Annotated in this window: 26 protein-coding genes and 1 riboswitch; of the genes, 17 read left to right on the top strand and 9 right to left on the bottom strand. The window is 65.4% G+C overall.

The window, feature by feature from the left end:
* Window position 1 precedes the first annotated feature (1 nt).
* Together ACK4HJ_RS02145 and ACK4HJ_RS02140 are read right to left on the bottom strand one after the other, a co-directional pair.
* On the bottom strand, window positions 2-1630 hold the full coding sequence (locus ACK4HJ_RS02145; protein WP_409827263.1) for a peptide chain release factor 3: 1629 nt from the start codon (window positions 1628-1630) through the stop codon (window positions 2-4).
* 126 nt (window positions 1631-1756) lie between these two features.
* Entirely contained in the window at window positions 1757-2533 is a 777-nt protein-coding gene (locus tag ACK4HJ_RS02140) for an SDR family oxidoreductase (RefSeq protein WP_409827261.1), read from the bottom strand.
* Window positions 2534-2648: 115 nt separating this feature from the next.
* A riboswitch (S-adenosyl-L-homocysteine riboswitch) is annotated at window positions 2649-2731 on the top strand.
* A 68-nt stretch (window positions 2732-2799) separates the two neighbouring features.
* On the opposite strand from ACK4HJ_RS02140, the gene ahcY reads away from it, so the two are divergent.
* The 5 genes from ahcY to ACK4HJ_RS02115 all read left to right on the top strand — a co-directional run bounded on the left by ahcY (window position 2800) and on the right by ACK4HJ_RS02115 (window position 7722).
* On the top strand, window positions 2800-4236 hold the full coding sequence (ahcY, locus tag ACK4HJ_RS02135) for an adenosylhomocysteinase (RefSeq protein ID WP_409827259.1): 1437 nt from the start codon (window positions 2800-2802) through the stop codon (window positions 4234-4236).
* A 175-nt stretch (window positions 4237-4411) separates the two neighbouring features.
* Window positions 4412-5410, top strand: a complete 999-nt coding sequence (locus ACK4HJ_RS02130) for a TlyA family RNA methyltransferase (RefSeq protein ID WP_409827257.1) — start codon at window positions 4412-4414, stop codon at window positions 5408-5410.
* Window positions 5407-6258: a methylenetetrahydrofolate reductase [NAD(P)H] gene (gene metF, locus ACK4HJ_RS02125; protein WP_409827255.1), complete on the top strand. Its 852-nt coding sequence runs from the start codon at window positions 5407-5409 to the stop codon at window positions 6256-6258. The genes ACK4HJ_RS02130 and metF overlap by 4 nt, the downstream gene beginning before the upstream one ends.
* Before the next feature lie 104 nt (window positions 6259-6362).
* Entirely contained in the window at window positions 6363-6881 is a 519-nt protein-coding gene (locus ACK4HJ_RS02120; protein WP_409827253.1) for a septal ring lytic transglycosylase RlpA family protein, read from the top strand.
* Window positions 6882-7215: 334 nt separating this feature from the next.
* Window positions 7216-7722 (top strand): hypothetical protein, encoded by a 507-nt coding sequence (locus ACK4HJ_RS02115; RefSeq protein WP_409827251.1) that lies wholly within the window; start codon window positions 7216-7218, stop codon window positions 7720-7722.
* A gap of 169 nt (window positions 7723-7891) precedes the next feature.
* Here ACK4HJ_RS02115 and ACK4HJ_RS02110 read toward each other — a convergent pair whose 3' ends face one another.
* Window positions 7892-8779, bottom strand: a complete 888-nt coding sequence (locus ACK4HJ_RS02110) for a 23S rRNA (adenine(2030)-N(6))-methyltransferase RlmJ (RefSeq protein ID WP_409827249.1) — start codon at window positions 8777-8779, stop codon at window positions 7892-7894.
* A gap of 296 nt (window positions 8780-9075) precedes the next feature.
* Between ACK4HJ_RS02110 and ACK4HJ_RS02105 the strand changes: the two genes are divergently transcribed.
* From ACK4HJ_RS02105 to erpA, 6 genes are all read left to right on the top strand, one after another.
* Window positions 9076-10983, top strand: coding sequence for a serine/threonine protein kinase (locus ACK4HJ_RS02105; protein WP_409827247.1), 1908 nt, complete (start codon window positions 9076-9078; stop codon window positions 10981-10983).
* 184 nt (window positions 10984-11167) lie between these two features.
* Window positions 11168-11599 carry a 50S ribosomal protein L13 gene (gene rplM, locus ACK4HJ_RS02100; RefSeq protein ID WP_291504048.1) on the top strand — a complete coding sequence of 144 codons (432 nt, stop codon included), beginning with the start codon at window positions 11168-11170 and terminating at the stop codon, window positions 11597-11599.
* Between the two features lie 12 nt (window positions 11600-11611).
* Entirely contained in the window at window positions 11612-12004 is a 393-nt protein-coding gene (gene rpsI, locus ACK4HJ_RS02095) for a 30S ribosomal protein S9 (RefSeq protein WP_409827245.1), read from the top strand.
* Between the two features lie 162 nt (window positions 12005-12166).
* Window positions 12167-12877 carry a DUF6776 family protein gene (locus ACK4HJ_RS02090; protein ID WP_409827244.1) on the top strand — a complete coding sequence of 237 codons (711 nt, stop codon included), beginning with the start codon at window positions 12167-12169 and terminating at the stop codon, window positions 12875-12877.
* Window positions 12878-13036: 159 nt separating this feature from the next.
* Window positions 13037-13435, top strand: coding sequence for a polymer-forming cytoskeletal protein (locus ACK4HJ_RS02085; RefSeq protein ID WP_409827243.1), 399 nt, complete (start codon window positions 13037-13039; stop codon window positions 13433-13435).
* 61 nt (window positions 13436-13496) lie between these two features.
* Window positions 13497-13862: an iron-sulfur cluster insertion protein ErpA gene (erpA, locus tag ACK4HJ_RS02080; RefSeq protein ID WP_409827241.1), complete on the top strand. Its 366-nt coding sequence runs from the start codon at window positions 13497-13499 to the stop codon at window positions 13860-13862.
* 113 nt (window positions 13863-13975) lie between these two features.
* Here erpA and ACK4HJ_RS02075 read toward each other — a convergent pair whose 3' ends face one another.
* Both ACK4HJ_RS02075 and ACK4HJ_RS02070 read right to left on the bottom strand, forming a co-directional pair.
* Window positions 13976-15085 carry an anhydro-N-acetylmuramic acid kinase gene (locus ACK4HJ_RS02075; RefSeq protein WP_409827239.1) on the bottom strand — a complete coding sequence of 370 codons (1110 nt, stop codon included), beginning with the start codon at window positions 15083-15085 and terminating at the stop codon, window positions 13976-13978.
* 78 nt (window positions 15086-15163) lie between these two features.
* Window positions 15164-16522, bottom strand: a complete 1359-nt coding sequence (locus ACK4HJ_RS02070; protein ID WP_409827237.1) for a peptidoglycan DD-metalloendopeptidase family protein — start codon at window positions 16520-16522, stop codon at window positions 15164-15166.
* A gap of 205 nt (window positions 16523-16727) precedes the next feature.
* Between ACK4HJ_RS02070 and tyrS the strand changes: the two genes are divergently transcribed.
* Window positions 16728-17960, top strand: coding sequence for a tyrosine--tRNA ligase (gene tyrS, locus ACK4HJ_RS02065; protein ID WP_409827235.1), 1233 nt, complete (start codon window positions 16728-16730; stop codon window positions 17958-17960).
* Window positions 17961-18062: 102 nt separating this feature from the next.
* Here the strand turns inward: tyrS and ACK4HJ_RS02060 are convergent, their stop codons facing one another.
* Window positions 18063-19064, bottom strand: a complete 1002-nt coding sequence (locus ACK4HJ_RS02060; protein WP_409827234.1) for a LysR substrate-binding domain-containing protein — start codon at window positions 19062-19064, stop codon at window positions 18063-18065.
* A 121-nt stretch (window positions 19065-19185) separates the two neighbouring features.
* Here ACK4HJ_RS02060 and ACK4HJ_RS02055 point away from each other — a divergent pair, with 121 nt between their 5' ends.
* Together ACK4HJ_RS02055 and ACK4HJ_RS02050 are read left to right on the top strand one after the other, a co-directional pair.
* Complete coding sequence (locus tag ACK4HJ_RS02055; RefSeq protein WP_409827232.1) at window positions 19186-19725, top strand: DUF2917 domain-containing protein; 540 nt, start codon at window positions 19186-19188, stop codon at window positions 19723-19725.
* Between the two features lie 105 nt (window positions 19726-19830).
* The gene (locus ACK4HJ_RS02050) at window positions 19831-20208 is read left to right on the top strand and encodes a DUF2917 domain-containing protein (protein ID WP_409827230.1); all 378 of its coding nucleotides are present in this window, start codon (window positions 19831-19833) and stop codon (window positions 20206-20208) included.
* Between the two features lie 131 nt (window positions 20209-20339).
* Here the strand turns inward: ACK4HJ_RS02050 and ACK4HJ_RS02045 are convergent, their stop codons facing one another.
* A complete protein-coding gene (locus ACK4HJ_RS02045) occupies window positions 20340-20738 on the bottom strand; it encodes a BLUF domain-containing protein (RefSeq protein ID WP_409827229.1) in 399 nt (132 codons plus the stop codon).
* Window positions 20739-20850: 112 nt separating this feature from the next.
* On the opposite strand from ACK4HJ_RS02045, the gene ACK4HJ_RS02040 reads away from it, so the two are divergent.
* The 3 genes from ACK4HJ_RS02040 (at window position 20851) to ACK4HJ_RS02030 (ending at window position 24206) form a co-directional block, all read left to right on the top strand.
* Window positions 20851-21609, top strand: a complete 759-nt coding sequence (locus tag ACK4HJ_RS02040) for a Crp/Fnr family transcriptional regulator (protein WP_409827228.1) — start codon at window positions 20851-20853, stop codon at window positions 21607-21609.
* A gap of 322 nt (window positions 21610-21931) precedes the next feature.
* Window positions 21932-23365, top strand: coding sequence for a bifunctional UDP-N-acetylglucosamine diphosphorylase/glucosamine-1-phosphate N-acetyltransferase GlmU (gene glmU, locus ACK4HJ_RS02035; protein WP_409827226.1), 1434 nt, complete (start codon window positions 21932-21934; stop codon window positions 23363-23365).
* Window positions 23366-23375: 10 nt separating this feature from the next.
* Window positions 23376-24206 (top strand): sensor histidine kinase, encoded by an 831-nt coding sequence (locus ACK4HJ_RS02030; RefSeq protein WP_409827224.1) that lies wholly within the window; start codon window positions 23376-23378, stop codon window positions 24204-24206.
* Between the two features lie 56 nt (window positions 24207-24262).
* Here ACK4HJ_RS02030 and ACK4HJ_RS02025 read toward each other — a convergent pair whose 3' ends face one another.
* The gene (locus ACK4HJ_RS02025) at window positions 24263-25315 is read right to left on the bottom strand and encodes a diguanylate cyclase (RefSeq protein ID WP_409827222.1); all 1053 of its coding nucleotides are present in this window, start codon (window positions 25313-25315) and stop codon (window positions 24263-24265) included.
* 242 nt (window positions 25316-25557) lie between these two features.
* Window positions 25558-26046, bottom strand: coding sequence for an Lrp/AsnC family transcriptional regulator (locus tag ACK4HJ_RS02020; RefSeq protein ID WP_409827221.1), 489 nt, complete (start codon window positions 26044-26046; stop codon window positions 25558-25560).
* Window positions 26047-26146: the final 100 nt, after the last annotated feature.

Genomic DNA, 26146 nt, shown 5'->3' with positions numbered 1-26146 from the left:
CCTAATATGCATTACCAAGCGACAACCCCGCGTGCTCCCTCAGCGGGTGAAAGCGAATCTTCGGAAACCGCTCTTGTGCAAGGCGCACGTCATACGGGGATGTGCACAGATACGCCAAGGTATCCGCCGCGTCGTGCGCTAGCCGCAGCGGGTACGCATCTGCAAAAGCTCGCAGGTCGGCCGCGTTGTCCGCTGTGATCCAGCGTGCGCCGGTGTATTGGCAGCCTTCCAGGCGCACGTCGGCGTCGTACTCCGCCTTCAAGCGGTGCTGCACCACTTCAAACTGGAGTTGGCCTACGGCGCCGAGCAGCATATTGCCGCCGGCGTCGGGCTTAAAGACCTGGATGGCGCCTTCCTCGCCCAGTTGGGCCAGGCCCTGCTGGAGCTGCTTGGTGCGCAGCGGGTTTTTGAGCACCACGGTCATAAACATTTCTGGCGCGAAGAAGGGCAGGCCGGTGAACTGCAGATTGGCGCCGTCGGTGATGGTGTCGCCCAACTGCACGCCGCCGTGCGTGGTGAAGCCGATGATGTCGCCCGCGTAGGCCTCTTCCACCGCCTCGCGGCGCTGCGACATGAAGGTCACCACCGAGGTGGGGCGCAGCTCCTTGGCGGTGCGCTGCACCTTGAGCTTCATGCCCGGCGTGTACTTGCCGCTGGCCACGCGCACGAAGGCGATGCGGTCGCGGTGGTTGGCATCCATGTTGGCCTGCACCTTGAAAACCACGCCAGAGAAGCCTTCGTCCTCGGGCTGGATGGTCTTGACGACTGTCTGCCTATTGACTTCCAGCGTGCTCACGCGTGGCCCCGGTGGTGGCGCCATGTCAACCAGTGCGTCCAGCACTTCCATCACCCCAAAGTTGTTCACGCCGGAGCCGAAGAACACGGGGGTCAGTTTGCCAGCTAGAAAGGCTTCGTGCTCCCACGCGGGCGATGCGCCCACGGCCAGTTCCATGCTTTCCAGCGCGGCGTCGAACTCGGCGCCAAAGCGCGCGCGCAACGTGGCCTCGTCCGACAGTGGGATGGATTCAAAGTCCTGCGGGCGGCGTTCGCTGCCGGACTCGAACACGGTCATCGTCTTGGTGCGCAGGTTGATGATGCCGCCAAAGCTCTTGCCCTGGCCCACGGGCCAGGTCATGGGGCAGCAGGGCATGCCCAGTTCGCGCTCCACCTCGTCCATGATGTCCAGTGGGTCGCGCACTTCGCGGTCCATCTTGTTGACGAAGGTGATGATGGGCGTGTCGCGCTGGCGGCAGACCTCGATCAGGCGGCGGGTCTGTGCTTCCACACCGTTGGCGGCATCGATCACCATCAACGCCGAATCCACGGCGGTGAGCACGCGGTACGTGTCTTCCGAGAAGTCCTTGTGGCCGGGCGTGTCGAGCAGGTTGATCACATGCTCGCGGTACAGCATCTGCATCACCGAGCTGGCCACCGAGATGCCACGCTGCTTTTCAATTTCCATCCAGTCCGATGTGGCGTGGCGGCTGGCTTTGCGGCCCTTCACCGCTCCTGCAATCTGGATCGCGCCCGAGAACAGCAGCAGCTTCTCGGTCAGCGTCGTTTTACCCGCGTCGGGGTGAGAAATGATGGCAAAGGTACGGCGGCGCCGGGTTTCGGGGGCGTAGGACACAGGGGATTCCAGGAGTGCTAGGGGCCCGCTGCGGCAAGGGCTGCGGCAGAGGGCGCGACAGGCGCTGTGCGCCGAAGCGCGCAATTTTACTGGGCGGGTTACTCTCTTTGAGTCTCTGGACGTGTATCAGCTTGTGGATGACTGCGCGTGGCGGGCGTACATCTTCTGCATGCCACCGATCCAGCGTTCGTAGTCCTGTCCCTTGTTGCGGAAGTATTGCGCCACCTCGGGGTGGGGCAGCACTAGAAAGCGCCCGTCCAACATCGCGGCCAGCACGTCGCCAGCCACCTGCTCGGGCGGCAGGATACCGTCGTGCGAAGCCGATCCGCCGTCCCCCGTGACCATGGCGGTCTGCACCGACTGCGGGCACAGACAGGCCACGCCCACACCCCGGCGGCCGTACACGATACGCAACCATTCGGCAAAAGCCACGGCAGCATGTTTGGTAACGGCATAAGGGGCCGACTCGACAATGGTCAAGAGCCCGGCGGCCGAAGCGGTGACCATGAAGAAGCCCTCACCACGCTCCACCATTTCGGGCACCACGGCGCGTGCCGCCCACACATGGGCCATGCCGTGGATGTTCCACATGGCGTCCCACAGCGGGTCTTCGAGTTCGATGCCGCCCGGGCGACCCAGGATGCCCGCGTTGGAGATGTACGCATCCACGCGGCCATAGCGCTCGCGCGTGGTGGCCACAAGGGATTGGATGTCGGCCTCTTTGGAGACGTCGCAGCGCACGGCCAGGCCGCCAAATTCTGCGGCAACAGCCTGCGCGGTCTCCATGTTCAGGTCCGCCACGACCACGGCGCGCGCGCCCTCCTGCGCAAACCGCCGCGCGATGCTGCGGCCAATACCGCTGGCGGCACCGGTGACGATGACGACCTTGTCCTTGGGGTCCATGCTGTGTTCCTTGGCGCTTTTTTAAAGAAGCGCAGTGTCGGCCTGGTGGACCGCGCTGGCAGCCGCGCAGGCGACATGCGCAAAGGACCGCTGCCGACTTGCTTTTATAATCCGCCGATCCGAGGAGCGTTGCAGCGCCCCCAGCACAGGCGGGGCGTGAGGCTCGGAACCATCTACCCGCAACGACGCTCAGCCACTTCTCGTGTGGTGAGCCTTGTCACTCCCCCGACCAGTGGTTTTTCAAACATGCTTTGGAGCACACCACCATGAACGCACGCGTCAACGCCCCGGTCAACACCGACTGCATCATTGCCGACATCGGCCTGGCCGATTGGGGCCGCAAAGAGATCCGCATCGCCGAAACCGAGATGCCCGGCCTGATGGCCATTCGCGAGGAATTCGCTGCCAAGCAGTCGCTCAAGGGCGCCCGAATCACGGGCAGCCTGCACATGACGATCCAGACCGCCGTGCTGATCGAAACGCTGCAGGCCCTGGGCGCCGAAGTGCGCTGGGCCTCGTGCAACATCTTCTCCACGCAGGACCACGCCGCCGCCGCCATTGCCGCCACCGGCACGCCCGTTTTTGCCGTCAAGGGCGAAACGCTGGCTGAGTACTGGGACTATACCCACCGCATTTTTGACTTCGGCCCTAAGGGCACCGCAGGCGAAGGCCCCAACCTGATCCTGGACGACGGCGGCGATGCCACGCTGCTGATGCACCTGGGCAAGAAGGCCGAGAAGGACGCGTCTGTGCTGGCCAACCCAGGTAGCGAAGAAGAGCGCATCCTGTTCGCCGCCATCAAGGCCAAGCTGGCCGAAGACGGCACCTGGTACAGCCGCAAGAGCGCCGAGATCATTGGCGTGACCGAAGAGACCACCACCGGCGTGCACCGCTTGAAGGAAATGTCGGCCAAGGGCTCGCTGATGTTCCGCGCCATCAACGTGAACGACTCGGTGACCAAGTCCAAGTTCGACAACCTGTACGGCTGCCGCGAATCTCTGGTGGACGGCATCAAGCGCGCCACCGACGTGATGATTGCCGGCAAGGTGGCCGTGGTGGCGGGCTACGGCGACGTGGGCAAGGGCAGTGCCCAGGCCTTGCGCGCCCTGAGCGCCCAGGTGTGGGTGACCGAGATCGACCCCATCAACGCGCTGCAGGCCGCGATGGAAGGCTTCAAGGTCGTGACCATGGAATGGGCTGCCGACAAGGCCGACATCTTCGTGACCACCACCGGCAATCGCGACGTGATCACCTATGAGCACATGGCGGCGATGAAGGACCAGGCCATCGTCTGCAACATTGGCCACTTCGACAACGAGATCCAGGTCGCCAAGCTCGAAGAAAACTGCCAGTGGGATGAGATCAAGCCGCAGGTGGACCATGTGATCTTCCCCGACGGCAAGCGCATCATCCTGCTGGCCAAGGGCCGCCTGGTGAACCTGGGCTGCGGCACGGGCCACCCCAGCTTCGTGATGTCCAACTCGTTCGCCAACCAGACCATTGCCCAGATCGAGCTGTTCACGCACAGCGACTACTACGAAAACGGCAAGGTCTACGTGCTGCCCAAGCACCTCGATGAAAAGGTGGCGCGCCTGCACCTGAAGAAGGTGGGCGCCATGCTGACCGAGCTGAGCGACGACCAGGCCGCCTACATCGGCGTGCCCAAGCAAGGCCCTTACAAGCCTGATACGTACCGCTATTGATTGGATCTGCTGAGGGGGCTGCGCCCCCTTCCCCCGTGGCGTGAAGCCGCGCGGGGGCCGGGCAGCGGCGCTTGCACGCCGTGTGCTGATAACCTGTTTGCTATATTAATAATAGCTATCGGGGCATGATGGTCGCGCGGTGGCGGCTGTTTTTACTCAAAAAAGGATGGGCGCCATGCGCGCAGATGTGTTTTTGGTGGAGCGGGGGCATGCCGCCACCCGCTCGCAGGCCCAGCGCCTGATTGCGTCGGGTGTCGAATGGCGCCTGTCGCCGCTCGCGCCCTGGCAGAAGGTGGCCAAGAATGGCGACGACATCCCGGCCATTGCCGAGGTGCAGTTGCTCGACGGCGCCGAGGCCAAGTACATCTCGCGCGGCGGGCTCAAGCTCGAAGGTGCGCTCGATGCCCTGGGTCTGAAGGTGGAGGGGCTGCGCTGTCTGGATGTGGGGCAGAGCACCGGCGGCTTCACCGACTGCCTGCTGCAGCGCGGCGCCGCGCAGGTGATTGGCGTGGACGTGGGTCATGACCAGTTGCATGAACGGCTGCGCAGCGACCTGCGGGTGGTGTGTGTCGAGGGGGTGAATGCCCGCTCGCTGACCGCCGAGGCGCTGCAGCTGGCCTGCGATCTGGCGCTCTCGGAAGTCATCGAGCTGGAAGAAGATAACGAGACCCAGCCCGAAGCCCCCTACAGCTGGATGCGCAACGGCGGCCAGGTGGACGAGGACTACGACGACAGCGACGATGCCAAGGAAAAGGACATCGAAGCCTTCAAGTCCGAACGCGCCGAGCTGGCCAAGGCACGCGCACAGGGCACGCTGCCGGTGGAGCGCCGCCGCCGCGCCGACCGTGCAGACGTCGATATCACGCCCGAGTTCGGCCTGGTGACGGGCGACCTGTCGTTCATCTCACTCACGCTGGTGATGCCCGCGCTGGTGCCGCTGCTGGCGCCGCAGGGCGATCTGGTCATGCTGGTCAAGCCGCAGTTCGAGCTGCAGCCCGGCCAGGTGGGCAAGGGCGGTATCGTGCGCGACGAGGCTCTGTACGCCGTGGTCGAACAACGCATCCGCGATTGCTGCGCCACCGTGGGCCTGGCCGTGCTGGCGTGGCTGGACAGCCCCATCCAGGGCGGCGACGGCAACCGTGAATTTTTTATCCATGCAAGGAGGGCTGCATGAATGCTGCCAATGCACAGGGCACCGGTTTCCCTGTGAGCTTTGAGTTCTTCCCGCCCAAGACGCCCGAAGGCGCCGACAAGCTGCGCGTGGCCCGCCAGCAGCTGTATGCGCTGCACCCGGACTTCTGCTCGGTGACCTACGGCGCCGGGGGCTCCACGCAAGAAGGCACCTTTGGCACCGTGCGCGAAATCCTGGCCGAAGGCGTGGGCGCCGCGTCGCACTTCTCCTGCATTGGCGCCACGCGCCAGTCGGTGCGCGAGCAACTCGCCACGCTCAAGGCCATGGGCGTCAAGCGCCTGGTGGCGCTGCGCGGCGACCTGCCCAGCGGCTATGGCGCGGGCGGCGAGTTCCAGTACGCGAGCGACCTGGTGGCCTTCATCCGTGCAGAGACGGGGCGCGACTTCCACATCGAAGTGGCGGCCTATCCCGAGGTGCACCCCCAGGCGCGTTCGCCCGAGGCCGACCTCAAGGCCTATGTGGCCAAGGTGCAGGCCGGGGCGGATTCGGCCATCACCCAGTATTTCTACAACAGCGACGCGTACTTCCGTTTTGTCGAAGACACGCAGCGCCTGGGCGCGGATGTGCCGGTGGTGCCGGGCATCATGCCGATTGGCAGCTCCACGCAGCTCATGCGCTTTTCCGACGCGTGTGGCGCCGAGATCCCGCGCTGGATCCGCCTGCGCCTGCAGGGGTTTGGCGATGACACGGCCAGCATCAAGGCCTTCGGCCTGGATGTGGTGACCGACTTGTGCGACCAACTGCGCAGCGCGGGCGTGCCTGCGCTGCATTTCTACACGATGAACCAGAGCACGGCGACGCTCGAAATTTGCCGTCGGCTGGGGATTTGATGCAGGCGCAGGCCGCCGGGAGCCTGGGGTGGCGCGCGCTGTCCTTGGCCTGTTGCGTGGTCGTCGCTGGCTGCGCGTCTGGCGAACGCGCTCCTGGGGAGCGCATGTCCGCAGAGCACCCCGAGGCAGGGGTTGCACAAACCCCAGCGCCAGTGCCCAAGGTGGCAGTGCCGCCGCAGCGCGCCGGCAAGCCCGCCAAGGCGCCTCTGGCCGACCCGCCGCGCTCGGAGGCCACCGAGACCGAGGATACGGTCCCGGAAGCGCGTTCCAATCCCGCCCCGCCCACGGCGCCATCCCGGGCCCAGGCCGATCAGGTGGGCTTGGCGTCCTGGTACGGGGGCAAATTCCACCGCCGCCGCACTGCCAGTGGTGAGCTGTTTGACATGCGGGCGCTGACCGCTGCCCATCCCACGCTGCCTTTTGGCTCCTTCGTGTGCGTGCGCAGCACGGTCAACGGACGCACTGTGATCGTGCGCATCAATGACCGGGGCCCGCACACGGGCAAGCGCGTCATCGACCTCAGCCGGGCCGCGGCCGAAGAACTGGGGATGATCGGGCTGGGGCTCAAGCCCGTGGAGTTGTTCGCCCTGCAGGACGGCGAGCGTGATTGCCCCGAACCTTGATGCGTCCTAGGGCCCGCCGGGAGGTGGCGCACCCGCGTCAGCCGCCCGATTTCAGCGTGGCTGCGGCGGGCCCGACTTTTTGTCCCCTTGCGTTCACCTTTGCGGTAGTGCGTCTTTCAACACAGCCTCTGGCATGCACGTGGGTTTGCTCGGGTGGGATCTGTCGCGTTTACATTTCGCTACCATTGCGGTCCATAGTAACCAGGGAGCGGGGCAGGTGATGAGAGCAGCGATGGCGGCATGGTGGTGCGTAGGGCTTGCGGGTGCAGCCGTTGCATTGCCCGGTCAGGCACAAATCCAATACCACTGCAGAGACGATGGCGGAAACACTTACGTGCTGTCGCGTCCCTGTCCCAGTGGTACCCGCACGACAGCGGCTGCGGCAGGCCCTGCGCCGCAGCGCAATTCCTACAGTAGCACTGGTAGCACCAGCAATTCGCCTCGCCTTCCTCCAGAGACCCCCGAGCATCACCAGTATCTGAGTGGTCGCTGCCGTGCCCTGGACGAAAACATCCGCAGCGCGTACGGCCGCGGCATCAAGGCCGAGGTGGTAGAAGGCATGCGTCGCGAATACCGGCGTGATTGCCGCGAGGAAGAGCAGGACGCGTATTCACGCATTTCGTCTGAGCGGCGCAGCCGGGAAAGCCAGCGCCGAGAGCAGGAAAAAGCCGCCGCGCTGGCGGCGCAGGCCGACCGGGAACAGGAGGCGCGCCGCGCCCAGCAATGTGCCGAGTCGCGTCGCATTCTGGCTACCAAGGGGGCGCGGACGGATCTGACGGAAGGCGAAAAGAACGACCTGCGCCGTTTTGAGGAGGCGTTTCTTCAGCGCTGCAGGCGTTAGAGCGCGCTTGGTGGCGGGAGCGCCTTGGGCTTGTCCTCAACCGGTTGTGCGCAGGCGGTGCTTTTCTTACGCGGTTTAGGACAGTGGCTGGTGAGTGCGTGTGGGTAGTGCTGCCCTTGGTGGAGGCGAGGTGAACTTTGGTCCGGAAGGGCGCGGGGGGCGGGGCCGGTCAACCGCCCGATTCCAGCGTGTGCGTGGCGTGCTTGTCCTGCGCCAGCAGCTCGGCCATTTGGGGGAGTGCGGTTTTCAGCGCCGCCTTAAGTGTGTAAGGCGGATTGATCAGGAACATGCCGCTGGCGGGCAGGCCGGGGCGCTTGGTGTCGCCTGTCACTGTCTCCGTGATCTTGCTCGACTTGACGGTCAGGGTTGCGTGCAGCCAACTTTTGCCGGCTTTGGTGGCCAGGGTCTTGAGCCGGCGGGGCAGATCGTGGGCCTCGGGGCGGGGAATGATGGGGTACCAGAACGCATAGGTGCCTGTGGCAAAACGCTTGAGCGAATCGGCCGCCATGTCGAGCACTTTGGCATAGTCGCTCTTGATTTCATAGCTAGGATCGCACAATACAAGAGCGCGGCGGGCTGGCGGGGGCAAGAATTTCTTGATGCCTTCAAACCCGTCCTCGTGCAGCACGGCCACCTGGCGGCCTGCCTCCAGCTGCGCGACATTACCCGCAAGAGAGCGAAGATCCGTCGGGTGCAGCTCGAACAGCTTGAGCTTGTCGTGGCTGCGCAGCAGGCGCTGGATGATGAAGGGCGAGCCGGGGTAAACGCGCAGGGTGTTGCCCTGGTTGAAGGCGCCCACCATGTCCACGTAGCCCTGCAAGGCCGGTGCGAGGGCGGGCGTAGTGGGTGCGAACAGGCGGGCGACGCCCTCGGCGGCCTCGCCGCTGGTGCTGGCATAGTCGCCGTCCAGCCGGTACAGGCCTGCGCCCGCATGGGTGTCCAGCACGGTCAGGGCCGCGTCTTTCTCGGTGAGGTGTTGCAAGGCGGCAATCAATACCGTGTGCTTGAGCACATCGGCATGGTTGCCCGCGTGGAAGGCGTGGCGGTAACTGAACATGGCGCAATGGTAGCGAGTGCGCACCAGCAGGTGGCACGAATGCTGCTGGAATGGCATTCCAGATTGCCCGATGATGCTGCTTGCTCATGACCTGCCAATGGTGTCCGCCCTCGCGGCGGGGCACAATGGCGGGCTAAGTGGCTCTCATGTGACGTTTTTGGCAGACAGGATGCCTTTTGTTGCTATTGCAGCAACAGCCTGACCGCATGATCGCTACCGCGGCCCGAATCTGAGGCTGATCCTGATTGCAGCTGCTGATTTTGACGTGCCCACGCTTCCCGCTACCCCTTCCTACCATGACCGATAGTTCCAGCCCAGCCTCCTCCAGCGGTGTCAGCCATGTGGACGCGCTGCCCCCCGGGACGCGGCTGGCGGAGTTCGAGATCCTCGCGCTGCTGGGCGTGGGGGGCTTTGGCATGGTCTACAAGGCGTTCGATCATTCGCTGCACCGCGCGGTGGCCATCAAGGAGTACATGCCCTCGGCGCTGGCGGGCCGCTCACAGGGGCAGTCGCTGTGGGTTCGCTCTTCGTCAGACCAGCAGACATTCCAGACGGGGCTGGCCTCCTTCGTGGATGAAGCGCGCCTGCTTGCGCAGTTTGACCACCCGTCGCTGGTCAAGGTGTTTCGCTTCTGGGAAGCCAACAACACCGCGTACATGGTCATGCCCCTGTACAGCGGCATGACCTTCAAGCAGGCGCGGGCGCAGATGCGTACGCCGCCCCCTGAAATCTGGCTGCGCAAACTTTTGTGGACGGTGCTGGGCGCCTTGCGGGTACTGCACGACGGCAACACGCTGCACCGCGACATATCGCCTGACAACATCTTTCTGCAGGACAACGGCCCACCTGTGCTGCTGGATCTGGGCGCCGCCCGCCACGCCATCAACGACCAGGACCGCAAGCACACGGCCGTGCTCAAGGTGAACTACGCGCCCATCGAGCAGTATGCAGATGGGGACGAGGACCTGCGCCAAGGTCCGTGGAGCGACCTGTACTCTCTGGCAGCAGTGGTACACGGGTGCCTGTGCAACGACACGCCGCTGCCGGCCACGCTGCGTTCCATCCGCGACCGGATGGTGTCCTTTCCGCGCGTCGCCAAGACGGTGAAGCGGCAGTTCGGGGTGGAATATTCCGCGCCGTTCGTGGCGGCCATCGCACAGTCTTTGTCCCTGCGCCCGGAAGACCGTCCCCAAAGCATCGATGCCTTCCTGCAGGCGATGGAGATGACCTCGCCACCCGAGGGCGTGCAGCATTTTGACTTCCGCGCCGACCTGGGCGACATCTGGGTGGAGCCTGCCGACCAGCCTGGACCCGGCCTGGTAACGCCCACGGTCGACGTCACTTCTGCACCCAAGCTGGCAGCCGAGTTGCAGGCGCAAGCTCAGCGCGCGGCGGCCCATGGCGCGGCGGGAGTGCAGACTGTGTCGCGCGATGCGGTGACGGGTGGCCCCGACACCGTGGTGATTGATGCGGGGGATACCGTCTTCATCGACGCCGGAAACACCGTGGCGGCGGACGATGCGCCGCCGCCCACGCGCCGCGAACACGGGGGGGACCGCCCGCCCTCTGCTGCCGATCGCCGGCCGCACCACGGCGATCGCCACGCGGCGCGTGCTGCCAAACCCGCCGCGGGGCGCAGGCGGTCGCCCCTGCTTTGGGTGGCGGCCGGGGCGCTGGTGGTCGTGGCTGCTGCGGCAGGCGTGCGCTGGGCGCAGCACGGCCCGGAACCCAAAGACGACATCATCACGGAGTTGGCGGAGCCGCCGCTTCCGGCCGCGTCTGCCGAGGCGGTTGCGTCGGACACCCTGGCTGCGGCGTCGGCTGCGGAATCACCCGCCTCGGCCGCCAGCGACGGTGCTGCACCACCGGCCGAAGTGGCGGTGGCTGCGGCCTCCGCGCCAAAGCCTGCGCCCCGGGCAGCGCCAAAGAAAGCCGTGGTGCCGGAACCCGCGCCCGCGCCGGTCATCGTGCAAGAGGAGCCACCCCCAGAGCCTCCACCCGTGGTGGTGGCGCCCAAGCCCAGGCCAGCCCCCGTGCGCATCCCCACGCCGCAAGAGGTGTGCGCCGACTCCAGCTTCCTGGCGCGCCCCATGTGCATCCACCAGGAGTGCCAGAAACCCGCCCAGGCCGGCCAGCAGATCTGCGTGGAGAACCGGCGCCGCTACGAAGCCGAAGAGCAGCGCCGCCGCCAAACGCCTAACTGAAGGGTGCACTTGCCCCACCGGGCCCCTGCAGCTTGCGCCGGTTCTGCGTTGGTTTGTATAATCGCGGCTTCGCAGCGCATTTGTGGTCCCGCGGCGGAGAACTTAACGCCACCTAAGAGGCTTCCGAAAGAGAAGCACCGACCGTGGAAAAGGACCCGCCAAACCCTCTTTGCAGAGAAATCTCATGACTACTACTTTCAGCGCCAAGCCCGCTGAGGTCGTGCACGAGTGGTTTGTGATTGACGCGACCGACAAGGTCCTCGGACGAGTAGCCAGCGAAGTTGCTCTCCGTTTGCGCGGCAAACACAAGGCCATTTACACGCCTCACGTCGATACCGGTGACTTCATCGTCATCATCAACGCAGCCAAGCTCAAGGTTACCGGCACCAAGTCCCTGGACAAGGTGTATTACCGCCACTCGGGCTACCCCGGCGGTATCACGGCCACGAACTTCCGCGACATGCAAGCCAAGCACCCCGGCCGCGCGCTGGAGAAGGCCGTCAAGGGCATGCTGCCCAAGGGCCCCCTGGGTTACGCAATGATCAAGAAACTCAAGGTGTACGGTGGTGCAGAGCATCCACACACCGCCCAGCAGCCCAAGGCTCTGGAAATCTAAGGAGCCTTGAGAATGATTGGTGAATGGAACAATGGCACCGGCCGTCGCAAGTCCAGCGTCGCCCGTGTGTTTCTGAAGAAGGGCTCCGGCAAGATCACTGTGAATGGCAAGGACATTCAGCAGTATTTCGGCCGCGAAACCTCGATCATGATTGCCAAGCAGCCGCTGGTGCTGACCAATCACGTCGAAACCTTCGACGTGCAGGTCAACGTGCACGGTGGCGGTGAATCCGGCCAGGCCGGTGCCACCCGCCACGGCATCACCCGCGCCCTGATCGACTACGACGCATCGCTCAAGTCCGCACTGAGCCAAGCCGGCTTTGTGACCCGCGATGCCCGTGAAGTCGAGCGTAAGAAGGTCGGTCTGCACTCCGCACGCCGCGCCAAGCAGTTCTCCAAGCGTTAATCGCTGCTGTTCTGCCGGATGTCCGTTCCTCGGGGCGGCATCCATCCCCTGCAAGGTGTTCTACGGGATGCTTTACAGAACAAAAAACCGCCTTCGGGCGGTTTTTTCGTTTAAGGTGCGCATCTTTCTTGTTTTTGGCCGTTCTCCCATGAAGCCTTCACCATGCGTCTTCGCCTCCTTCGCCGCCGGCTGACCATCAGCGCTCCGCGGGTGGCGATCCGCAGCGCACTGCCATGGCCTTTCCGCTGGATGGCGTTGGCGGTGGTGTTGGGATTTTGCGGCGCCGTGGCGCTTTGGGCGTTTGAGTTTGGCAAGTCCATTGCTGGCCTGGACACCGTGTCCCGCCAGGAGTTGCTGCAGCTGCGCGCGGAAGTCGCCCGGCTGCGGGACGAGGGCAACGAGCAGCAGACCGTGGCCCATACGGCCGAGAGCCTGCTGGTGGCCGAGCGCTCGGCCAAGGAAAGCCTCATGGCCCAGGTGCGTCAGTTGGAGGCCGACAACCGCACGCTGCGTGAAGACCTGGGATTTTTTGAAAAGTTGTTACCCGCGGCCTCTGGAGATGGCTTGGCGATTCGGGGTCTACAGGCTGAAGTGCTGGGGGGCATGCAGTTGCGCTGGCAGGTGCTGGTGATTCAAGCCGCGCGCAATGCGCCAGACTTTAACGGCAAGCTGGAGCTGGTGCTCACGGGCACCCAGGACGGCAAGGCCTGGACCCAGACCCAGCCTCCCCAAGGGCAGCCGCTGCAGGTCAAGCAGTACCGTCGTATTGAAGGCGTGCTGAATCTCCCCGCCAACGCCGTGGTAAAAACCGTGACAGCGCGCGTGCTGGACGGCACCACCGTCCGCACCACCCAGACCATGGTGCTGGATTGACCAAGCTCGGCTGCCAGCGCCTTGCAGTGCTGGGGGCCATCTCCCGGCATCTTTCAGCGCCAGCCTGCTGTGGAAGTGCCCAGCGCACTTCCTTTCAATTGCTGTTGTTGCCCGCCGGCCCATGGCCGTCCGGTCCCACCACTACCAGGAGTTCCGCCCATGTTTTCCCGTAAAAAGCAACCCCCCATCAAAAGTCTGATCGCGGAGGGCACCAAGATCGAAGGGGACGTGCAATTTGCCGAAGGCATGCGCATCGATGGCGAGGTGGTGGGTGACATCCGCGCCGGGACCGACCAGCCGAGCATCGTGGTCATTTCGGAGACCGCGCGGGTGGAGGGCGCCGTGCATGGCGACCATGTCATCGTGAACGGCCAGGTGATCGGGCCCGTGCACGCCAAGGAGTTGTTGGAACTGCAGCCCAAGGCTCGCATCACAGGCAACGTGCACTACAAGGCGCTGGAGATGCACCAGGGCGCGATGATCGCGGGCCAGATGTGCCCGGCGGCCCAGCTGGTGGAGGAAAAGCCCCCACTCAAGTTGGCGTCAAATGGACAGTGATCTGAATTCCCGAGCGGTTTGCAGTAGTATTCACGGCCAGCTTTGATCCCCGGAGTACCCCATGAGCGCCGTTGCCGACAACATCCAGACCGACATGCCCGCCCCCATCCTGTTCACGGACAGCGCAGCCGCCAAGGTGGCCGACCTGATCGCGGAAGAGGGCAACCCTGACCTCAAACTGCGCGTGTTTGTGCAAGGCGGCGGTTGCTCGGGCTTTCAGTACGGTTTCACCTTCGATGAAATCACCAACGAGGACGACACCACCATGACAAAGAATGGTGTGTCGCTGCTGATTGACGCGATGAGCTACCAGTACCTCGTGGGCGCAGAGATCGACTACAAGGAAGACCTGCAAGGCGCACAGTTCGTCATCAAGAACCCGAACGCCACGACCACCTGCGGCTGCGGTTCCAGCTTCTCGGCCTGATCTAAAAGCACCAAAGCACCCCATTGGGTTCAAAAGCCGCCTTCGGGCGGCTTTTTGCTGGGTCGCTGCGGTTGCCACAGGCTGGCGCCAGCGCCGGCAGTACTGGGACTGCCTCAGGCCGGGTAAATGGCCCCCAGCACGCGTGGGCCTGCCGCCCCCGTTACCCCCGGCAGGTTGCCGGGGGCGCCCGTCAGCGTCTGGCGGGCCAGCCATGCAAAGGCCGCCGCCTCTACCTGCAGGGCAGGCAGCCCCAGGGTGTCGGTGGGTACCACCCGCAGACGGGGGCACAGGGCCTGTAGGCGCAGCATGAGGTGGGTGTTCAGCGCCCCACCCCCACAAACGGCAAGTAGACTGCTATTGTTTTTGTAGCTGTTTGCGCTTTCTGCACAAGCGCTGACGGTGAATTCTGTCAGTGTTGCCTGCACGTCCACTGGCGACAAGGACGGAAATGCCAGCAGGTGGGCCGTGAGCCAGGGCGGGTTGAACAGGTCGCGGCCCGTGCTTTTGGGGGGCTGCCGGTGCAAAAACGGTTCTTCCATCAGTCGCGCCAGCAGGTCTGGTGCAACCCGTCCGCTCGCCGCCCAGGCCCCCCCAACATCGAACGGCTGGCCGGTATGGCGCTGGCACCAGTGGTCCATCAGCGCGTTGCCGGGACCGCAGTCAAAGCCCAGCACCGAGCCGTCAGCGCCCAGCACGCTCAGGTTGGATATCCCACCGATATTGAGCACCAGCACCGTGCGCCCGGGCTGCGCAAAGACGCCTTGGTGAAAGGCCGGTACCAGTGGGGCTCCTTGCCCGCCGGCCGCAACATCCCGGCTGCGGAAGTCGGCCACCACGGGGATGCCGGTCAGCTCGGCCAGCAGGGCGGGGTTATTTAGCTGCAGCGTGTAGCCGGTGGCGTCGAACTCCTGAGGGCGATGCCGAACGGTCTGCCCGTGGGCGCCCACGGCACGGATGCTGTGGGCAGTTATGCCGCTACGGGCCAGCAGCGTGGCGACCACGCTCGCATAGGCCCGCGCCAGGCCGTTGGCAGCCAGTGCGGCGCGGTGCAGTTCGTTCTCGCCTGGGGTATTCAGTGCCAGCAGTTCGGCCCGCAGCGCGGGGGCAAATTCTGCGCTGACATGGTGGGTGACGGCCAAGCGGTCGCCCGAGAAGTCAGCCAGCACACCGTCAATGCCATCGAGCGAGGTGCCCGACATCAGGCCGATGTACAGGTCAGACATGGCCCGGGTGTGAGAAAAGGCCTGGAAAAGGCTGAGGAAAGAAGCTGGGAAAGAACGCGTTTGCCCTGCTTCGGACGCTCACTCTGCGCTGGCCTGCTGGATGAGGGCCGCAGCCGACAGCTGCACGCGCATGTTGCTGGCCAGGCGGTCGAAGGCGGCACGACCTGCGGCCGAGACGGGGGCTGCGGCTTCGCTCTGCGCCACCATGGTCATGGGGTCTTGGTGTTGGCCGTTGACGCGGAACTCGAAGTGCAGGTGGGGGCCGGTGGCCCAGCCTGTGGCGCCCACGGCGCCCAGGTTCTGGCCTTGCTCCACCGACTGCCCCTGGCGCACGTCGATGCGGCTCAGGTGGGCGTACACGGTGACATGCTGGTTGCGGTGCTTGACGAACACCACGTTGCCGTAGCCGTTCTGCACACCCGCAAACTCCACCACGCCATCGCCCACGGTGCGCACGGCGGTGCCTGTAGGGGCGGCAAAGTCGGTGCCCAGGTGGGCGCGCCAGGTCTTCAGGATGGGATGCATGCGCATCTTGAAGCCGCTGGTGACGCGTGAGAACTCCACCGGAGATGCGAGGTAGGCGCGGCGCATGCTTTCGCCGTCCAGCGTGTAATACGCGCCCTTGGTGGCGCCGGGCTCCTGGAACCAGATGGCCTCGTGCGTCTTGCCGTTGTTGATGAATTCGGCACTGAGCACGCGGCCGGTGGACAGCGGCTCGCCGTCGGCCTCCAGCGTTTCGTACACCACCGAGAAGCGGTCGCCCTTGCGCAGCGAGCGGCGGAAATCGATGTTGCCCGAGAACAGCTCGGCCATTTGCACGGCCACGGCGTCGGGGATGTTGGAGGCGTCCGTGGCGGCGAACAACGAGCTCTGGATGATGCCGCCCGACAGGCGGCTGCTGGCCGTCATCTTCGCGGTTTCGATGCGCGTTGCGAACTTGTCGCCGGTGCGCTCAACGACCAGGCGGCGGAAGTTGCCACTGTCGTCCGGAACCCAGCGCACCGTCAGGCGCAGGAGGCGGTGGTCGTCGGTGGTCTCGGCGGAAACGACACGGCCCGTGCGGCCGAGCACGTTTTGTCGAACAGGAGTGTCACTGCGCAGAAAAGCGGCAGCTGCAGGGTCGGCCACACCCAGGCGCTGCAGCAGCGACTCGGGGGTGTCGCTGCTGCGCACCTGCTCGGAGCGGAACAGCGAGAAGCCCGGGGTCTCCAACTGGTCGAGCACCACGTTCTCGGCCAGCGATTCCACGGGGTAGCTGACCATGCGCACGGGCAGGTCCGACGCGTCGGGTGCGAGCGAAGCCACGGCGAATGCGCCGCCTCCACCCGTCAGCAGCAGGGCTGCCAGGGCGGCGGTAATGCGTTTGGGGTGTAGTTGGATCGTGTGGGACAGCCGGTCAAGCAAAGCCGTGCGTGCGGTGGTCAAGCCGTGAATCAATGGTCTATCCCCAGGGTGAGCGTGGATCCGTGGCACTGCGCTGCGGTGGCGAGCGGGGCCCAGTGCACGGGCCACATGCTGTCGGGCTGCAGCCGTTTGACAGCGTGAAAAACAAGTCGAGACGGCGGGCCTACTAGAATCCGTCACACGCAATGTGGGCTGGAGTATAGCGGCGCACGCTGTATAGACATCCCAAAAAACCCTTATGAATCAATCTGCTGTTACAACAACCCCGGTGTCTGATGGTGTAGGACGCGCCCTTGAAATCTCGCTGCGCGGTGTGCAGGAACTGCTGCCGCAGGACGAATGGGTCAAGAAGCTCGCCCGCTCGGAGGCCACGGGCCAGCCGCTGCGCATCAAGCTCGGGCTCGACCCCACGGCACCGGACATCCACATCGGCCACACAGTGGTGTTGAACAAGATGCGGCAGTTGCAAGATTTGGGCCACCAGGTGATCTTTCTGATTGGCGACTTCACCAGTCTGATTGGCGACCCCTCCGGCCGCAACAGCACGCGCCCGCCGCTCACGCCCGAGCAGATCAAGGTGAATGCCGAGACCTACTACAAGCAGGCCAGCATGGTGCTGGACCCGGCCAAGACTGAGATTCGCTACAACAGCGAGTGGAGCGAGCCGCTGGGCGCGAGCGGCATGATCCAGCTGGCTTCCCGCTACACCGTGGCCCGCATGATGGAGCGGGATGACTTCCACAAGCGTTTCACCTCCGGCCAGTCCATCAGCGTGCACGAGTTTCTGTACCCGCTGATGCAGGGCTACGACTCGGTGGCCCTGAAGAGCGACCTGGAGCTGGGCGGCACGGACCAGAAGTTCAACCTGCTGATGGGCCGACATCTGCAGCAGGAATACGGCCAGGAGCCGCAGTGTGTGCTCACCATGCCGCTGCTGGTCGGTCTGGATGGCGTGGACAAGATGTCCAAGTCCAAGAACAACTACATCGGTATTACCGAAGACGCCAACACCATGTTCGCCAAGGTGCTGTCGATCAGCGACACCCTGATGTGGGACTGGTTCACCCTGCTGTCGTTCAAGAGCCTGGCCGAGATCGCTGCGCTCAAGGCCGAGATGGAGGGCGGGCGCAACCCCAAGGACGCCAAGGTGATGCTGGCCAAGGAGATCACCACGCGCTTCCACAGCGCGGCGGCGGCCGATGCGGCGGAGCAGGACTTCATCAACCGCAGCAAGGGCGGCGTGCCTGATGAGATCCCTGAGGTGAGCCTGTCGGGCGCACCGCTGGGCATTGGTGCGTTGCTCAAGCAGGCCAACCTCGCCCCCTCGACCAGCGAGGCCAACCGCCTGATCGACGGCGGCGGCGTGCGGGTGGAGGGCAGCGTGGTCAGCGACAAAGGCCTGAAGCTCAACGCCGGCACCTACGTGGTGCAGGTGGGCAAGCGTAAGTTTGCGCGGGTGACCTTGACCTGATGAAAAAATATGAATGAAATTGGCCTCTAGCGCTTGTTGGTAAAGCGCTAGCAGCTATCAAAATAAAAGCGCTGGAGTCGCAAGGCTCGGCGCTTTTTTCCTTCATGACCCGTCCAGGTTGTCGTTCAAATCCGGGTCGGGCACATCGCCAATCGCCTGGCGGGTGGCCTCGGCCTGCACCTGCAGCCAGGCGCAGAACGCCTTGATCTCCGGCCGCTGCGCGCTGCGCGGCCCCACCATGAGCCAGTAGGCCAGGGGCGAGTCGATGCGGTGGCCGGGCAGAACCTCCACCAGGTCGCCAGCGGCCAGGGCATCGGCGATCAGTGGCATGCGGGCCAACGCCAGGCCCTGGCCGGCCAGCGCGGCCTGCACGATCTGGTGCGCGTAGTTGAAGTACAGCCAGCGCTGGGGCTGCAGCTTGGTCAGGTCGCGCGTGTCGAACCAGCGGCGCCAGCTCAGGTACTCCAGGTAGTGCGTGCGGTGGGCGTCGCCCGCCTCGATCAGGGTGAACTGCGCCACATCGGCGGGGGTGCGCAGCGGCTTGCCGCTCTTGAGCAGCCAGGGGCTTGCCACCACGGCCAGCTGCTCGCCAAACAGGCGGATGCCGCCCTGGGTGGCCCCGGCGGGCATGGCATAGCGCAAGGCCAGGTCCACGTCCGACGTCTCCAGGTCCACCTGCACGTCGCTCGCATCAATGCGGATATCGATGCCCGGGTTGTCGCGCTGGAACTCCTCCATTCGCGGGATCAGCCACATCGACGCGAAGCTGGCCCAGGTGGTGATGGCCACGCTGCGGCGCCCGGCGGTCTGGCGCACCAGGCGCACAGCCGCGTCCATGCGCTCCAGCGCCGGGCCCACGGCGCGGTGCAACTGCGCGCCCGCGCTGGTCAGCTCCACCGCGCGCGTGTGGCGCAGGAACAGGGGCACGCCCACTTCTTCTTCCAGCGCCTGGATCTGGCGGCTCACGGCCGACTGGGTGAGCGCCAGCTCATCGGCCGCAGCCCGGAAGTTCAGGTGCTTGGCCACGGCCAGAAAGGCGCGCCAATGCCCGGTGGCCACAGGCCGGGTGCGCAAGACGGCAGGGGAGTATTCAGCAGCGGTCATGGCGGCATGATTCATGCGGTGGCGGAATGAATAGCGTACCGCGTTTTCATTGGACTGTGTACGGTGCAAGGCGCACCATTCAGGCTCCTCAACACGTTTTACTGAAGCCAAGGAGCCTGTCATGTCCCCCCGCAACGTTCTGGAATCGCAACAATCCGTCCACGCCGCCACGGCTGGCAGTCGCGCGGCCGGTTGCTGGAATCTGGCCACAGGCAAAGCCTTGTCGCTGCGTCCCGAAATCCCTGGCGTACTGCACATTGCGCAGGGTCAAGCGTGGGTGACTTTGTGCGGTGCACTGGCAGACATGCCCGGCGCCGCTGCGGACCATGTGCTGCACGCTGGCGAGCAATTGACCGTCTCGCCGGGCCAGCATGTGGTGATGGAGGCCTGGAGCAGCCACGATCACGCCACAGCCGTGGCATTCCGCTGGGACCCCCTCGCAGCCCCTGTGCTGCCCGAGTCCGCCAGCCCCGCCGCCCGGGACTGGGAATGCGGTGTGGTGCAGCCCCTGCGCGACGCACTGCAGGCGCTGGGCCGGGGCGGGCGTGCCCTGGGCGCGGCGCTGGCCGATGTGACAGGCGCAGGCGGCCGGTTTGCCGCTGGTTTGGCCCGGTTTGCTCTCAATCGGATAGCGCCACAGTGGTCGCGCAACGCCGCCTGACGGCTTCATGCAGGAAAAGCATCAATCAGCGCCGTGCTTTTCATTGGACGTTGTTCTGCAGTCGGCGCACCATACGGTCTTATTAGGGTTAACCCGGAGAAAACCATGACAACCTCTCACGCTCTTCATCTGTTTGCATCTTCCCGCGCCACGGGCGCTGCCGCCGGTGAGGCGGGCAGCGTGGCCGCAGGCGCCGCCGTCACCCTGGCCCCCAAGGCCGCGATGACACTGCGCATTGCCGAAGGCCAGGCCTGGGTCACGCTGGGCCAGGGCCTGGGCGACAGCAGCGATGTGTTTCTGTGCGCTGGCCAAACGCTGCCCGTGGCCGCAGGCCAGTCGGTCGTGGTGGAGGCACTCAACGGTCGCCGCCTGCAGTACCGCTGGGTGCGCGGCGATGCTGCCGACACACGCCCCGCCGCCTGGTGGCGCCGTGCGTCCGTGGGCAATGGGGCTCCCGCCTGGGGCGATGCCTGCTGCGCCTGAGCGCACTCTTCGGGCTTTTCGCACGCTGGGCCGCTCGGGGCTCAGCCATCCAAAGAGCTGCCAGCGCTTGTACTGCAAGCGCTGGCAGCTCTTTTTTGTTATTCAGACAGGGATGTGGATGTGATGGCGGATCACAGCACCAGCTCTTCCCGCACCGCCTCGAAGGCGGCCAGCGCCGTGGCGCCGTCCAGCTGCTCCAGCCGGGCAAGGGCATCGGCGTCTTCCACGGTGCTGAAGGCCAGGCTGAAGCTCTGGAACCGCCGGCCCGCCAGCGGGCCGTGGTGCAGCACTTCCACATTGACGTGGCGCGGGTCGTTGCGGATGCGCTCAATGAGCTTGAGCACCGCTTTCTGCGGGCCTTCCAGCTGCTGGCAAAAGCGCTGGCCGTCAAAAATCAAAAGCCCGGTGATGTCGAGTGCGGCATTGGCCGTGCGCGCACGCCCGGCGATGCCTGCCACCACGCTCAGAGGTTGATCAGGAGCAATCGTGCTCACGTAAAGGACCTCGTAGAGGGCGGTGCGGATTTCCATAGAGGGGGTCAATGTAGGTGGAGGGTGGGGCTTGTGCAATGTCAAAAGACATAGTTGTGGTGCCCGCCGCACACGCAAACATCCGGCCGGGGCTCTCTAGAATCTCGCCACCATGAACGCCCCCCCGCCCCCCGCCGCCTGCCCCGAAAATTGCCACACATGCAGGCTGCGACAGACGGGCGCCTTTACCCTGGTCACCCCGGCGCAGCTGGCGTTCATCGAAGGTTTTCGCCAAGGCGCCCAGGTGGTGGAGGCCGGCCAGGCGCTGGTGCGCGAGAACCAGAGCAACGCCCAGCTCTTCACCCTGTACTCCGGCTGGGCGTTTCGCTACAAGACGCTGAGCGACGGGCGCCGGCAGATCCTCAACTTTGTGCTGCCGGGCGACCTGGTGGGTTTGCAGCAAGAGTTTGGCGAGGTGTCGTCCCACGGCATCGAGGCGCTGACCGACTGCGCGCTGTGCGTGTTCCAGAACGACAGCCTGTGGGCCGTATTCCGCGAACACCCGCGGCTGGGCTATGACGTGACCTGGCTGGCTGCGCACAGCGAAGGGCACCTGGACGAAAACCTGCTGACCACCGGCCGCCGCAACGCCACCGAGCGCGTGGCCATGCTGCTCATGCATCTGTACAGGCGGCTGGACCGCATCGGGCTGGTGGACGCCGACGGCACGGTGGCGTTTCCGCTGAACCAGCAGCACATTGCCGACGCGCTGGGGCTGTCGCTGGTGCACACCAACAAGACACTGCGCCGCCTGTCGGCCCTGGGCCTGCACGATCTGAAGAACGGGCGCCTGCGGCTGCTGAACACCAAGGCGCTGGCCCGCATTGCCGAGTACTACAACACGCCGCCGCGGCTGATGCCGCTGCTCTAGTCCACTGAATCCAAGAAATTGGCGGTGCGCCGGGGCTGCGGCGGGTGTGCAACCCGACTGCGCTCTGCGCCTAGATTGCGGCCTTGCCGGGCCCTCACGCACCGCCGATTTCTCGGATTCAGTGGACTGGTGTCCTTAGCTTGCAAAAAATTCAAGGCAAAATGGCCTCTGGCGCTTATTAGGCAAGCGCTAGCAGCTATGGTTTGTGTAGCAACCGTAAGGCGGGGCTGTGGCATGAGGGGCAGCCGATAATCCAGCGCATGCCGCCTGCGCCACTTTGGGTGCGCGGGCGCCGCAGCTTCTACCGATTCAGAGCTTTTCCATGACCTCACTTGACATCCTCATCATGGCGGCCGGCAAAGGCACGCGCATGAAAAGCCGCGTTCCCAAGGTGCTGCAGCGCCTGGCCGGACGCCCGCTGCTGCACCACGTGCTGGACCAGGCCGCGCACCTGCAGGCCCGCAGCGCCATCGTCATCACCGGCCATGGTGCTACAGAAGTGGAAGCATCTTGCGCAGACTACAAAAGCGCTAGCGGCAGTTTTGACATCAAATTTGCACGCCAGGAACCCCAGCTGGGCACCGGCCACGCCGTGCAGCAGGCCCTGCCGCAGCTGCCGGACGACGGCACGGCCGTGGTGCTGTCGGGCGACGTGCCGCTGACCCAGGCGGACACGCTGCGCGCATTGGTGGCCGCCAGTGAGGGCGGCAAGTTGGCACTGCTCACCGTGATCCTGCCGGACCCCACAGGCTACGGCCGCATCGTGCGCAACGCCGATGGCGCGGTGCGAGGCATCGTCGAACACAAGGACGCCAGCGACGCCCAGCGCGCCATCACCGAGATCTACAGCGGCATCATGGCTGTGCCCGCACGCCTGCTGCGCGGCTGGCTGACGCGGCTGACCAATGACAACGCGCAAGGCGAGTACTACCTCACCGACATCGTCGCCATGGCCGTGGCCGACGGTGTGCCCGTGGTGGCCCACCGCATCAGCGACGCGCTGCAGGTGGCAGGTGTCAACAGCCCGCTGCAACTGGCCGAGCTGGAGCGCGCCCACCAGCTGCGCACGGCGCGCGCTTTGATGGAGCAGGGCGTGCGCCTGGCCGACCCGGCGCGGTTGGACCTGCGCGACGATGCGCGCACCGGGGTTCGCGGCGAGCTGGTCTGCGGCCAAGACGTGGAGATCGACGTGAACTGCGTCTTCACCGGCCGCGTGGAGCTGGGCGAGGGCGTCACCATCGGTGCGAACTGCTGCATTGCCAACGCGCGCATCGCGGCGGGCGCCGTGATCCACCCTTACACCCACATCGACGGCGAAAAGGCCGGCGCCACCGTGGGCGAGGGCGCGCTGATCGGCCCGTTTGCACGCCTGCGCCCCGGCGCGCAGCTGGGCCGCGAGGTGCACATCGGCAACTTTGTGGAAGTGAAGAACAGCACGCTGGCCGACGGCGCCAAGGCCAATCACCTGGCCTACCTGGGCGACGCCACGGTGGGTGAGCGCGTGAACTATGGCGCGGGCAGCATCACCGCCAACTACGACGGCGCCAACAAGCACCGCACGGTCATCGAGGCCGACGTGCACATCGGCAGCAACTGCGTGCTGGTGGCACCCATCACTATCGGCGCCGGTGGCACGGTGGGTGGGGGCAGCACCCTCACCAAAAGCGCACCCCCCGGCGCTCTGAGCGTGGCGCGCGGCAAGCAGATCACCAAAGAAAACTGGCAACGCCCTGCCAAGTTGCCCAAGGCCCCGTAAGGCGCTGAACATGGCGTCGCACGATCCCTCCGCACCCCCGGCAAGCCCCTCTGACGAGGCCGCGCAGCTGCGCGCCGAACTGGCCCGCTGCCAGCAGCAGATGGCTGACATGGCGGCTGCGCAGGAAGAGTTTCTGCGCGCTGTATCGCACGACCTGCGTGCGCCGCTGCGGCACGTGACGTCGTACGGCACGCTGGTCCGCGAGGTACTGGGCGACCTGCCCGCCGATGTGGCGCAGGGCGAGCCGGTGCAGGAGGCGCTGGGTTTTCTGGCCACCATGGACCAGTCGGCCCGCCGCATGGGCCTGATGATTGACGGCCTGCAGGCCCTGGTGCGCGCAGGCCGCGCACCGCTGCATCCCCAAGCCGTGCCGCTGGCAGACGCAGTGGCACAGGCCCGCGTCGCACTGGCCCCGCAGGCCGCGGGCCGCAGTGTGGACTGGCGGGTGGCGCCCGACCTGCCCACGCTGCAGGCTGACCCGGCGCTGCTGCAGACCCTGCTGGTGCAGTTGCTGGGCAATGCGCTCAAGTTCACGCGGCCCGTGGCGCAGGCGTGCATTGCCGTGCTGGCAGACGCGTCGGCCCCCGCGGGTCAGCATGGCTTTGTGGTGCAGGACAACGGCGTGGGGTTTGACCCTGCGCGCGCGGCCGGTCTGTTTGGCGTGTTCCAGCGGCTGCACCGGGAGGGCGAGTTCGAAGGTGTGGGCACCGGGCTGGCCCTGTGCCGCGCCATTGCACAGCGGCACGGTGCCCAGATCAGTGCAACGGCGGTGCCGGGCGAAGGCTGCACAGTGCGGGTGCTGTGGCCGGCGGCGATGGCAACGAACACTCCACCGGCATAGCGCCGGGCAGTGCGGCGCTGTGTGGCGCCGTGGGGCGCCGTGTGAGGGGTGGGCCGCTACACCGCCGGTGCCAGGTCCCGCTCCATGTGCCCCGCCACACGGTTGCGCCCGCCGTTCTTGGCGGCGTACAGCGCCGCATCGGCTGCGTCGATCCAGGCGCGCAGGCTGCTGTGGCGGTGGTCGGCGGGGGCCACGCCAATGCTGCTGGTGATGCGCAGGCCCGGCAGGCTGCGCAGGCGCACGCCTTCGGTCTGCTCGCGGATGCGGTGGGCGATCGCCAGCGCGTCCTTGGCTTTCATGCCGGGCAGAATGATTGCGAACTCATCGCCGCCATAGCGTCCAGCGCAGTCGCCCGCCCGCACATTGCCACGCACCACATGCGCCAGAGCGCGGATCACCTCGTCGCCCACAGTGTGGCCGTGTTCGTCGTTGATCTCCTTGAAGTGGTCAATGTCCAGCAGCAGCATGCAGGCCGGCTCGCTGGTGGTGTGGTGGCGGCGCAGTGCGGCCTCGGCCTGCTCCTGCCAGTGGCCGCGCCCAAAGAGGCCCGTCAGGGCGTCCACCCGCCGCAGTTCATCGAGCTGCTGGTTCTGCTGCGCCGTCTTGCGGATGAGCTGGTAGCTCACCACGCTGACGGACAGCGTGTGCAGCACCATCACCGGCAGGCAGGCCACGATGACGCGCATGGACGTGTCGGGCGACCAGTGAAAACCCGCCAGCGCCAACCCCACCAGTCCGCCCGCCAGCATGGCGGGGATGGACCTCGCCCACAGCCGGCGGATGCCGGTGGTGATCTTGTCCACCATGGTCAGCGTCAGCAGCAGCACGCTGGGCAGAAGGTTGAAGTGCATCAGCGGCACAAAGCTGGCTGCCATGGCCGAGTCGATGAGCAGGTTGCGCGCCTCGGCCCGGTACGGGTCTGCGCTGCGCCGCGTGATGAGGTAGGCCACATGCGGCCACACAAAGGCCGGCAGTGCCATGGCCACCCAGGCGTAGATGGACGCCTGCCGCTCCCACAACACCACGGCCGTCACCATGCCGCCCAGCCCCATGCCCAGAATGCGGAGAGGGTAGATACGGCGGGGCATCTGGCGGCGGCGGGTGGGCATGCGGTGCGGCGACGGGGATCAGAAAAATCTGGAACAAAGGCCGGGGCGCCCGGGCTGGTGGGGCGGACCGCGTGTGCTGGAGGGGGTGTGCGCAGACGGCAGGAAAGGTGGCGGGGAGCTTACCCGTGCACGCCGCCAGATGCCAGCAACAAATGACCACGCCTTCCCCGCCTGTTTGACGGACTGCTGCTACATGGCGCGGCGCGAGCGGTGAAATCAAAAATGATAGCTGCCAGCGCTTGCTAGTTAAGCGCTAGAGGCACTTTTGTATCAAATTTTGCGCGCTTGGTGGCAAAAAAGGCCTTCACGTTACGCACATTGGCATCCCCCGCAAACAGCCGCTGCGACAGCGCCAGATACCCCGGCATGTCCCGCGTGTGCACCACCAGCACAAAGTCCGGCCCGGGCGACACGCGCCAGCACTGCTGCACGGCCTCATCGGCAACTGCGCGGGCTTCAAACGCGTCCAGCAGCTCGGCGCCCTGGCGGTCCAGCGACACCTCCACGATGCACGCCAGCCCGTGACCCTGCAGGGCCGCCAGCCGGTCAGGCTGCAGGATGGCCACCTGCCGCTCGATCAGGCCTGCGTCCTGCAGCCGCTTCACCCGCCGCAGGCAGGTAGGGGGCGATACGTGGACCTGCTCGGCCAGGGCCAGGTTGCTCTGGGAGGCATCGGTCTGCAGCAGGTGCAGCAGCTGCAGGTCCACAGCGTCTAGGGTGATGGATTCCATATCCTTGAATTTTATGAATCAAAATTTCATAAGCATGGGTCAATGAAATTTAAATTCAAACTCTGTTCAATATCAATCACAAATTCACACATCGGCTGCC

Source organism: Acidovorax sp. (genome assembly GCF_046294525.1).
Classification (GTDB): domain Bacteria; phylum Pseudomonadota; class Gammaproteobacteria; order Burkholderiales; family Burkholderiaceae_C; genus Acidovorax.
This window is presented reverse-complemented; position numbering and strand designations above follow the sequence as displayed.